The 12103-nt window shown below is 40.7% G+C and carries 6 protein-coding genes; all 6 read right to left on the bottom strand.

The genetic code is table 11. From position 1 onward, the window contains the following. Nucleotides 1-15 precede the first annotated feature (15 nt). Complete coding sequence (locus tag B4G81_RS03905) at nt 16-1473, bottom strand: discoidin domain-containing protein (protein ID WP_294080301.1); 1458 nt, start codon at nt 1471-1473, stop codon at nt 16-18. A 13-nt stretch (nt 1474-1486) separates the two neighbouring features. Further along, complete coding sequence (locus B4G81_RS03900) at nt 1487-3328, bottom strand: RagB/SusD family nutrient uptake outer membrane protein (RefSeq protein ID WP_294080299.1); 1842 nt, start codon at nt 3326-3328, stop codon at nt 1487-1489. 27 nt (nt 3329-3355) lie between these two features. After that, nucleotides 3356-6643: a TonB-dependent receptor gene (locus B4G81_RS03895; RefSeq protein WP_294080297.1), complete on the bottom strand. Its 3288-nt coding sequence runs from the start codon at nt 6641-6643 to the stop codon at nt 3356-3358. A 133-nt stretch (nt 6644-6776) separates the two neighbouring features. Then, nucleotides 6777-7739 (bottom strand): FecR family protein, encoded by a 963-nt coding sequence (locus B4G81_RS03890; RefSeq protein ID WP_294080295.1) that lies wholly within the window; start codon nt 7737-7739, stop codon nt 6777-6779. Between the two features lie 61 nt (nt 7740-7800). Beyond that, nucleotides 7801-8301: an RNA polymerase sigma-70 factor gene (locus tag B4G81_RS03885; protein WP_294080433.1), complete on the bottom strand. Its 501-nt coding sequence runs from the start codon at nt 8299-8301 to the stop codon at nt 7801-7803. A 191-nt stretch (nt 8302-8492) separates the two neighbouring features. After that, nucleotides 8493-11486, bottom strand: a complete 2994-nt coding sequence (locus B4G81_RS03880; protein WP_294080293.1) for a PEP/pyruvate-binding domain-containing protein — start codon at nt 11484-11486, stop codon at nt 8493-8495. Nucleotides 11487-12103: the final 617 nt, after the last annotated feature.

Here is a 12103-nt window from a genome sequence, read left to right as displayed (position 1 = left end):
ATCTTTTTTACAACCCTAATTATTCCAAAGATATAATTCTGCGATTGACACCGCATTCGATCTGTTACTCTTTGTCATATATAAGTTTACATAACGAGCCGTTACCTCCGGGAAGAAATTATACATAGCCCGTTGATCTCTTGTTGTTCCGTAATCAACGGTAGTTACATATCTCCAAGCCTGGTTGTCATCAGAAACATAAATTTCAAAGCCCCTTAAGTCGCTAACATAGGTTGCGTGACTACGTCTCCAAAGCTCTATGGCTGAAAATGTCTGAGGCCCACTTAAATCAATAATGACATTAAACGGCAATGAAGATTTAGGTCCCACCGATCCGGCAGTATCATTATAACGGTTCTCCCAGATAGTATTGGTTTTGCCATCCAAAACATTTTTATTTGTACTTCCATGATAAGACTCGGGAGAGAAGGTCCACCCCGTGAGAGGAAGAGCGTTATATCCATATTTTTCCAGATATTTGCCCAAGTAGTTAGAATCACTGTTTACATCTGTAATCGAAATAATTCCAGCCGTACTTACTTGCATTACGTTTTGCAAATGAATAATTAGATAAGGAACGCCTTCCACTGCGGTTTCCTGTCCTAATACAGTAGCGCCATCCAACCAAAGCACAATAGAGGAACATCCATCCGGCACTTTTGAAGCATCAATATCAACGGTCATCACTATCGTGGAAGTACCAGGTTTAGCCATATCTTCAAACTCCACTGAATAGGCGTCTGAAGGCGTTGCCATCAAAGCAGAATAGGCTTCCAGGGTTCCCCTCGACAATAACGTACTATTCAGCTTATTGACAGCCTCATCTCCCGTCAAAATTCTAAAAGTGGTTTCCCATTGATTCTCTATCATTGTCTTCACCGGAAACTCGAAAGTAAGCGTACCCGATATTTCGGATTTAGTAACTGTCACTTCACCGGGAGAAACTGCCGAGACAGCCATTTTCTTCATACTTGGATTAAGAAAGAGCATATTCAGTTCATTACTGGCCTTAATGCCTCCATCTGTACTCAACAACAACGGCACCACATATTCTTTCAAATCACTGTAATCGCTTTTTTGGGACAGTGCCTGCAATTTTTCGCAGATAAACTGAATGGTAAATTGAGTGGCATCTTCTTTTTCTGTGATCATTCCTTTATTTTTTGTTATGGAATAACAATCCGAAGGAAGTTCTTTTAAATTGGTCTCATTGTCTTTATTATATTTATCAAGACCCGAAACATCTTTATCGACAGACACTTCGGTTGTTCCTCGAAAATATCCTGCATTAACTGCATAAAAGTTATAATCAAATGTCCCTTCTATATCATAAAACAATACTTCCTGCAATCCACCTCGAGAAAAATAAACCGTAGACTCAAGCAAATTGTCTTCCAAGTGCCGCCTTTCACACCCCAATATCAAGGTAAAAGCCAATAATAGCAGAGCGATATATTTATTAATTTTCATCATGCTTATTTTTATATTACCATCCATAATTTTGTGTAACATCTACCCGGTCCAATTCTCCTTGATGTATTGGCAACAGATATTTTTTCTTATCCCAAATACGCACACCAGGATACCCGCCTTCTGCAGCTACGACAGTTCGCTTCCAAAACTCGCCTCCCGGATTATGGTCGGTATGGGATATATTCATACCATAGACAGGTCCATTATCATCGGTCTCCGAAGTCATCCATGTACGTGTATCAAAATAGCGTATATTCTCAAAGCATAATTCTATTTGTCGCTCACGATGGATATACTCTCGTTGCAAATCCCGGTCACCCTCTATTTCCGGATACACATCCTCTATATTAGGCACTCCTGCCCGTTGGCGAATTAAATTCCAATAAGTCAATATATCGGAATTTGTCGGGTCATATTCGTTTAGCGCTTCCACATAGTTCAGAATAACTTCTGCATACCTAAACAAAGGGTAAGATATGTTACCCCACTCACCATTCACAGTATTCTTGGTTATATCTGCAAATTTCAATGCCAAGTATCCCGTAGACGAATAGTTATGGCTGGTTAATGGTCCTGCATTTCCTCCCGAGTAAAATTGGATATCTGCTTTCGAAAATGACCCTCCCATCCAGGTTTGTCCGCTCCAAAAAACATTGGCATAAAACCGGGGTTCCCTGTTCTGGTACATCTTATACGTATTCACTGTTTTATTAAAAAAAGGATTAGTGTAATTAGAAAAACCATCTTCACTATATCCTGCTTCGGAATCGATAATAGGAGCCTCCCCATCATCTGTATATCCTACAATTGGATATCGTCCATTCTCCATGGCAAATGCATCCACCAATTTTTGAGTAGGCCCCACCCCTCCATAACTTGTGCCGCCAATATTTGCAGGCGTAACGGAAACTCTTGTAGCGTAAGCGCCTCTTTCCGATGTATATATTAATTCCGGATTGTTCCTCACAATAAACACATTGTGGATATTGGTAAGTGGTGTAGCTGCAGGATCGTTCACCAAAGCATACCGACCAAGATCGATAATATCTTTTGAAGCTTTGGCTGCAAGTTCCCACTTGGAAATATCTTTACTTTGACTAAAGAGTGGCTCTCCATCTTTATTTATTATGCCATTATATAGCAGATTACCATTGAATAAGGGTCGAGCAGAATACAATAACAATCTGGCTTTTACAGCCATAGCAGCACCTTTGGTTGCTCTTCCCCACCACTGGGTACTGGTTTGTTCATCCATCAAGTCTAATGCTGCCGCATCTAATTCGCTGACTACCCAATTTACACATTCATCCCATGGACTTCTATCCTTTTCGGAAAGAGTACTTGATGTGAAATCGACTATCTCATCGCCTAAAAGAATAACGGGACCATAAAAACGCATAATCATAAAATAATAATAGGCTCTTAAAAAGCGTGCCTCGGCATACCAGATTTTCTTTTCTTCATCGTTCAATTCTGTAGATGGTACGTCATTGATATGTTGCATGAAGTAAGTCGCCTCACGTATTCCTTTATAATAATTATCATAGGTGTTAGCCCTATGGGTTCCATAAGTATCCGCAGAAATCATATTCCGGTTGTACATTCCGAAGTAACGACCGGTATAAGCGACAGAACATTCATCCGAACTTCCTGCGACATGCAGTACCTGTCCGGACAAGTCAGACTCATTTGGTGTCCATGAATAGACATTGACCAGATACTTTAAAGTAGTTTCATATTTCAAAAAGATATTCTCCGCAGTCATGGGATCATCCGGCTGTCGGTCCAGATAAGCATCGCAACTCGCTAAGAGACCAATAAAAATCGAAATTATCAACAATCTTATTTTTTTCATATCATATAGGATAAGTATGTGTTTTAATTAAAAATTTACGGATAAGCCGATATTATAAACCTGAGTCAAAGGATAAGTAGTGGCTCCGGTCTGCAAATCGGGATCCCAGAGTTTGAATTTACTAAATGTCAACAAATTGACTCCTGAAAGATAAACTCTTAAATTATTGATATATAAACGCTTTGTAATAGTAGGGGGCAATGTATATCCAAATTCGACGTTTTTAAGACGTAAATAAGAACCATTTACAAGCCAAAAGGTAGATGCAACATTATTATTTGCATTTGGTGCTGTAGTCAGCCGGGGATATTTTGCATTAGTCCGTTCAGGTGTCCAATAATTATTATACACGTCAGAAAACACATTAGACTGGTTCATGTTAGCACTAATAAACGCCTGGGTCATATTAGAACGTGTAGTGAATTGCACATTGGCATTTCCTTGAAAAAAGACAGCTAAATCAAAGTTTTTCCAATTGACTGACGCTCCAAAACCATATACCGTTTCGGGTACATTGGTAAAACCTATTGCTTTTTGATCATAACTATCAATTACCCCATCTCCATTCAGGTCTAAGTATTTTATATCTCCCGGCTGAGCTCCCCCGATAGTGGATTGATCTGCCCAAGAATCAATATCTTGTTGGTCTTTAAATAGTCCGGCAGCTACATATCCAAATGACTGATACCTGGCCTGCCCTGTCCTGTTTTGATATAGATAAGCCCAATCGGGTTGATCCTGGTCGAGAATAACATTACGGGCATGGGTAAGGTTTCCTCTGGCTATAATATCGAAATCTCCAAATTTTTGCCGATATTCCACGGAAGCATCCATTCCACTATTTCTCATTTTACCAATATTCACCCATGGAGTATTGGTTAATCCCACATAACTAGGGATCGCTTTCCTTTCCAGGAATATACCTTTCCTCGACTCTCTGAAATAGTCTCCCTGTACTTTTAGTTTTTGGAATAGAGACAACTCAATTCCTACGTCCAATTTGCGGGAAGTCTCCCAGCCAACATTCTCATTTGGCCAATCTCCAAGACGTATGCTTGAATAAGAAGTAGCAGATTCACCGAATGAATAGCTACCACCTGCCTCAATGGTGGGAAGATAAATAAATCGGCGATTTGCTCCGAGTTGGTCATTCCCTACTAGACCATAGGATGTTCTAAATTTCAACAAATCAACTACATCTGTCAATGGCTGAAAGAACTTCTCGTTGGAAGCTACCCAACCGACTGCCACAGAAGGAAATAGCCCAAATCTTTTTCCCCTGGAAAAATTTTCAGAGCCATTGTATCCAAAATTTCCCTCTATAAAATATCGTTGATCATAGTCATACGTCAAACGTCCTGCGATTCCTTGATTACGATAAGGCAAAGCATCTACAGAAGAGCTGACACCCACATTGTTCCGTTGAGATTGTTGATACAAAAATAAAGCAGAAACACTATGGATCCCAAAAGTACGTGCATAACTTAAAGACCCTTCTAAATATACTAATCGTCTACCGCTTTTTCCTTCTGAATAAGTCAAAGATTCAGCTCCTTTTACCAATTGATTATATTCCAGTTCTCCTTCAGCATTACGATTGGCAATCCACTCTTCTGCTGTTTTCGTCCTGCTTAGACTACTATAGTTCAATGCATCGAATGAGAATTTCACATTTGCCTTAAGCCCTTTAGTTAGATAATCACTAAAATCGTGTGTGATGCCAAAAAGTGATTGTGCATTATTCCAAAACTTCTCTACATAGCCTGTCTGAGTAAGCAGTGCATAAGGATTATAACCTTGTTGTGCTCCCGGACCGGGTAAATATCCATTAGAGTAAACCATAGGAAAAGCATTTGAGGGAGTTTGCAGAGCATATTGCCAAATAGTGTCGGAGCCTGTTCCCGGCTCATTCTTTTTCTCAAAAGATGTAGCCAGATTGACATTTACCGTCGTATGTTTCGCTAAGTCTATATCTATATTAGACCGGAACCTATACTGTCGATAATTAACAGCCGTATTATATTCTTTCATGTTATCAGCAATAAAAAGACCATTTTCCCCATAATAGCTTCCGGAAACATAATACCTTACAGTCTTAGCACCTCCGGAAATATTTACATTCAAACGGGAGTTGGATGAGTTTTTCTTATAGAGTTCCGACACCCAATTTACATTCGGATAAAGGTCCGGATCAGAACCTGTCTTATAGTGTTCTATTACTTCAGGAGTATAATAAGGATAACCCGCCGCATCATTATACATCTCTGCATACTGCACTGAATTTAGCATTTTAGGAACACGGGTTGGGGAAACTATTCCTTGTTCAAACTTAAAGGATATTTTCGGTTTGCCTTCCGCTCCCGATCGTGTGGTTACAAGAACAACGCCATTCGCTCCCCTTACACCGTAAATAGCCGTAGCTGCCGCATCTTTTAAAATAGACAATTCCTTAATATCTTCCGGATCAACAAGATCCAATCCCCGTTCAATACCATCAACAAGCACCAAAGGCGTTCCACTTCCACTGAAAGTACTGATACCTCGGATCCAAAACGTTGAACTACTTCCCGGTTCTCCAGAGCGCTGAACCGCCAAAACTCCAGATAATTGTCCCGCCAACTGAGAAGAGATTTTTGCCACCGGAGCTTTGACATTTTGGGGAGACAAACTTGATATCGCTCCAATAACACTGGCTTTCTTTTGAACACCATATCCTACGACCACCACATCCTCCAATGATTTTGTATCTTCCTCCAAAACGATATCAATCGACACCTTACCTGTGGTCGAAATTTCTTTTGTAAAATATCCGATAAAAGATATCTGGATAGAGGCATTATTGGCAACCAATAATGAAAACTTCCCATCAAGATCAGTTACTGTACCATTCGTGGTTCCTTTTTCAATCACATTGGCACCAATCACCGGCTCACCCTCCATATCAACGACGGTACCCAGAATGGCTTTCTTCTGTTCTTGCTCAGGATTACGAAAAGCAAACTGCTTTTCCGCTCCTTCTTTACTTACTATCGTAATGTGACGGTTATTTATGGAGTATGTAAGATTGGTATCACGCAAAGCTTGTGCAAGCACATCTCTTATATCCCCATTTTTCACATTCACACTCACACTTATCCCCGCTACATCTGTATCGAGATAGTTAAATAAATAACCCGACTCCTTTTCAATCAGATTGAAAACCTCGGTCAGCGGTTGCGCCTTCACGTCCAAAGACAGTTTTGCATTTTGATTATAAGCACTTTCGGCGTGTAACTGCAACACACCGACAAGCATAATAATAAATGTAATTTTCACAGAACATGGAAATTTTTTAAGATTCCCCAATAGGAAACCGTTTTTCTTGTCGCTACTTTTCATGTATTTATATATAAAATTGATAAAATGTGTGTTTTATGCACAATAACTATAATAAAAAATTAAATATTCTTCAATAAATTATCATATAATCTTCATTCTCCTTTCTCCATTCAAAATTTATATTATTCTTCATCATATCCAATATTTGACTAATGCTCTGACCGGCATCAATGGTTCCTGTCAATTTCGAAATTTTGAGTTCTTCTGATGGAAGTACTATATTTACCTCATAATGCTTTTGAAGCAGAGAAATAAGCTCTGAGAAAGAAACAGATTTATATTTTATCAGATTATCTTTCCAGGCCACCTCAATTTCCGGATCAAATTTTTCAACGGTTACTTCCTTAAGATGTGTATTGTATAAGATTTGTTTATGGGGAGTCAGTAAGATCGTTTGATCCGGTGTTTCAAATCTCACACTGCCTTCAATCAACGATGTTTTAAGAATGTCTTCTCCTTTCTTGCTCTTCACGCTGAATACTGTTCCAAAAACAGTTATTTTCGCATCTCCCGCATTTACTACAAATTGTTGTTTCATATCATGTACAACATCGAAATATGCCTCTCCGTCAAGGGATACTATCCTGTTATTCCTGCCAAACGATTCGTTATAGGTAAGTTTACTATCTTTATTCAATGCGACCTGCGTACCGTCGGGTAAAACAAAATCAGAGATGCTACTGCCTGTAATGTAAGTAAATACTTCATCGTTATCCATTTTCAGCATAAGATGAGATATAATTATCACAGCTATAATTGATACGGCTGCAACGAGTGCGGGTCGGAGCCATAATACATTCCTGTTTTTCTGTACTTCAGACTGTTCTATTTTGTATCTCAAATTTTCAAAATCCGGAATAAACTCGAGATTATGCATAGAGATCTCCGCATTCCAATATGACTGTATCTTACGGAATTCTGTTTTGTTATCTTCATCGGCAGACAGCCACTCCATGAGAGTCATCATTTCCTCTCCGGCAGCTTCTCCCGATAAGTATCTTGCGATAATATGCTCTATGTCTTTTTTCTCCATACTTCAGTTCCTTACTTATTAAGTCGCAAAAAAAAGAAAATCCCCCTATTGGAAAATAAAATTATTTCAGATTGGAACGAATTTTTTTTACTGCTAAGGCTAAATGGTTTTCTAATGTCTTGACAGATATACCCAAGACTTCTGCAGCATCCCGATATTTCATCTTATCTTCCCTCACAAGTTTGAACGCCTGCTTACATTTGGAGGGAAGCGCTTCAATAGCGTTGTTGATATGGTTGACAGTTTCTTCCGATATCAAATCATCTTCAGGAGTAGTACAGGTATTGGCAAATATTTCAATTGGAATATTCTCCAGATCAACATTCATTATTTTTTGGCTTCTTAGCCAATTTAGTGCTTTGTATTTTGATATCTTATAAATATAGGAATTGAAATTATTAATCGCCGGAAGCTCTTTACGGTTTTCCCACACGACAAGAAAAACATCAGAAACCAACTCTTGCACATCAGCTTCCGATTTCACATAGAAACTTATATACCTCATTATCGGGCGACAATAGGCCATATAAATAGATCTTAAGGCGGGTTGAGAATCATCCATAGCAATAAGATCTAACAATAATCGTATTTCCGGATTCTTCCTATTCAATATTTCACAAATTCGGTCATGTAGCAGCTTTCATCATATATTACTATAGTAACAAAAAAGCAAGAATCCCCCTATCTATGGATGTGAATATTTGCAATATCCGTAATCCACAGTTAACGGGAACACTTAGGAGAGCATCTACTCTACTCCTTGCTTGGTATGGGTTTCATTACCACTCCCATCCTTTTTTTACCATTTATCTTGATGATAACAGGTTGTTCGAAATGCACCTGCCGGATAAATTCGGTCTCGTATACTGCTGACTGCGCATTCAAAAATTCCTCATCAAAAAAACCATCGTTTTCCGCAAAAGGATTCACTGTAAAATATCCTACACCAAAGGAGGTGAGGTTCTGAAAAAAATGGGTTCCCTGACTGGGTTCTATCCGATAATTCTCCATTCCCGATTCCACAATGACCCGCGCCTGACTGATATGCGGCCATTTCACCGGGACACCCAACCAAGGGTCGGAAGAACCCCAGCGTCCCGGTCCGACTAGCACATAATTGGTACCATCTGCCGCAAACCGGCTGTTCAACGACTCGATCTCACGGGCTATCAGCGAGTTCTTCGAAGCATTAAAAGCCGTCGTCTTTACATACACCACATCATGCACATCGTTAGATATTCCATTGCCGAGGGCATTTTTCGAAAACAGGATGGTATTGGCTTGCGCCACCTCATCGAGGTTCTCATGTACCACTTCCTTATTGTCCACAATGGGACGGATTTGTAATACATAAAAAGAGGCAAACTGCTGTTCTGTAATATCCACTGCAAATTCAATTTCCACCGGCCGGCCCATCTCTTTTTGTCCTGCCCGCAGGATTTTATCCAATATCTCCGACATGGGGAACATCCCATGCTGAAGGATATTGGCGAAAGAGATGATCTTACGCCCTCCCTCATAATAACCATCACGGATAAGCTGGTCCTGAGGGTCGTAAGTGGACGCCACATACCGGAGCGGGCCTTCCTTTTCCGCTTCTTTGAGACGAAGTTTCAGGAGGTTAAAGCCGTCATCCACCATAAAGTCCTTTATCTCCGAGTGGAGATCGAGTGCGTAGAAGCGGGTCTGGGTATCGCTCAACGCCAGATCAAGCGAACTCAGTTGCAGGATATTGGAAGCATGGAGCGGAGAAAAACGGAGCCCCGTATTACCGTCCACAATATATTTTCCCAAGCCGAAGGCCATATTCACTATACCATCTTCAGGTTTTTCATTACCGATGGGATAATAGTTAAGCGAGCGGGCTACCCCCGAAATGGCGGGATAGAAAAGGTTGCCATATTGTGAACCGACCACCTCCTGCAACACGATCGCCATCTTCTCCTGGTCGATCAGGTTCTGCGTGGCAGCCATATAAGCCTTGCTATCCTTATAAAACACCGAAGCATACACAGCCTTGATAGCATTGCTGAGCAGGCGCACCATTTCATATTTATCATTCACATAAGGAATCATATAAGTGGAATAGATTCCTGCGAACGGCTGGTACTGCGAATCTTCGAGCAAGCTGGAGGACCGGATGGCAATAGGTGTTTCTATGGCTTCAAAAAACACGAGAAAATCACTTACCAACCGCTTCGGAAGTTTGGCGGCAAGGAAATGCTTCAGTATCATCTCGTCCTCCAATTCCGAAAGGGCAACCGGATAAAGGTTATTGGCTTCCATGAATTCATCGAAGATATCAGTACAAAGCACTACTGTCTTGGGCGTAGTGACAGGAAAATTATGATTGTTGTTCAATTCCAAGTGTGTTTTTACCATATAACCGATAAAAGCCAGGCCTCTCCCCTTCCCCCCGAGCGATCCCTCTCCGATACGGGCAAAGTTGGAATACTGGTCGAACCGGTCTTTCTCGAAGACAGCCACCACACCGGTGTTCTTCATACGCCGGTACTGTACGATAGTGGCATAAATAAGCTCACGGGCATCGTGCATATTGGCGTATTCCGAGACATCAATTTTCTTGAGCATCTCCGCCACGGGAAACATGGCACGGGAATAAAAAAACCTTGAGAAATGATTCCGCGAAAGATGATAATATAAAGCGTCATCAGGAATATTGCGAATGTTCATCTGCAGTTCCTTCAGGTTTTTGATACGGAAGATCTCCTGTTTGGTATTGGGATCAGTAATGATGAAATCACCGAAGCCAAGATTCTCTTTGATTGCCCTACGTAGATCCTGTGGAAACGTTTTGGAATTCTTATCGATAAATACCGCATCTACCGCAGCAGCATACTGTCGGTTGTCCGATTCGGAAGAAGTATAAATAATCGGGATAGAACGATCTTTTTTCCTGATCCATTCCCCCAACCGCTTCCCGGCCACCTTATCCTTCTCTCCATCCACATTGAAGCTCATGTCGCTGATCACACCCAACATATTGTCTCCATATTTTTTATAATAGGTGACCGCCTCCTCATAATCACGGGCAAGTAAAATCTTGGGCCGACCACGCATGCGGAGCATCCGCAAATGGTCGTTGAGCGCCTCCTTCGAAAACTCCTTCGACTCACTCAACACAAACTTATAAAGCAATGGCAATGCCGACGAGTAGAAACGGACAGAATCTTCCACCAGCATAACCGTCTGTACACCCACGGTTTTAACATCATGCTCCACATTCATCCGGTCTTCAATGATCTTGATGATGGCCAACAGCAAGTCGGTATCGCCCAGCCAACTGAATACATAATCTATTCCGCTCAGATCCGATTTACCCAATGATTGTGTAACTGCTTTGGAGAAAGGCGTAAGCAATACCACCGGAATATCGGGATAACGTGCCTTCATCTGTTTTGCCAGATCGAAGGTATCGCTGTTATCCATGTTGGGCATACAAATAATCAGTTCGTAATGGTTTTGTTTGAGTTCCGCCAAAGCCTCCTTACTATTGCCTACCTGTGTAAACCGGGGAGGATAACGGAGATTGAGCGAGGTATACTCATTGAATATCTGTTCATCCACCCGGCCGTCATCCTCGAGGATAAACATGTCATACCGCGAGGCTACCATCAGGATATTGTAAATCCGTTTGTTCATCAATTTCACAAAGGGAGTATCACGGAACCTGAACCGGTTTATATCATGGGCCTTAACGACAGACCCGGGAGTTTTTAGTTTCATATTTATTATTTTCAATAGCTTGTGGAGATTCTAATTTTGGCAGACTTGTATATTCTTAAAAACAAATAAAGCACCCATACAAAAATAATAAATATATTTCATTCTTACGGATGTTTCACGGTTTTAGGGTTTACACATAAAGGCTAAGAGTTTGATTTTTTATCGTTTGTGAATAAAATACCGACTTTTTATTTAAATTTGCAATAATTTGAGTTGTACAGAACGGTATTGGATTCCGTTCATGATACACTTATGCGCTGACCTGCCGCGAAAACTGGAAATTTGCAAGGCAAGGGGAAACAGCAATTTCATACTATACGTTTAATTACATTAAACGTTTTTGCACTCGGCAAAACGGGTAAACTCGTTATGCGCTTGCTTAACGTACGTATAGCGTGGACTTACTCCTGTTTCCTCTTGGGTATTCCAGTACCTCGCGGCGGATAGTTGTAGGATCCACGCTTTTTATGTGACCCGCAACTTAAAATGAGAATTGGTCGTCCTGCCTCCTTCGCCAGAGTGATTACTAAAATTGACCTGAAAAGTTTAAGGAACACCCTCTAACGAAAGGCCGGACAAGGTATTTCGAACAATAGAGTATCTAATGAGTATCTACT

This window comes from Proteiniphilum sp. UBA5384, assembly GCF_002410825.1.
GTDB lineage: Bacteria > Bacteroidota > Bacteroidia > Bacteroidales > Dysgonomonadaceae > Proteiniphilum.
The sequence above is the reverse complement of the archived record's forward strand: the minus strand, read 5'-3'. Positions and strand labels throughout refer to the sequence as shown.

Coding starts and splice junctions, on each gene's coding strand:
- B4G81_RS03880 (WP_294080293.1), bottom strand. CDS start 11,486: ATGAAACTAAAAACTCCCGGGTCTGTCGTTAAGGCCCATGATATAAAC.
- B4G81_RS03890 (WP_294080295.1), bottom strand. CDS start 7,739: ATGGAGAAAAAAGACATAGAGCATATTATCGCAAGATACTTATCGGGA.
- B4G81_RS03905 (WP_294080301.1), bottom strand. CDS start 1,473: ATGATGAAAATTAATAAATATATCGCTCTGCTATTATTGGCTTTTACC.
- B4G81_RS03900 (WP_294080299.1), bottom strand. CDS start 3,328: ATGAAAAAAATAAGATTGTTGATAATTTCGATTTTTATTGGTCTCTTA.
- B4G81_RS03885 (WP_294080433.1), bottom strand. CDS start 8,301: ATGGATGATTCTCAACCCGCCTTAAGATCTATTTATATGGCCTATTGT.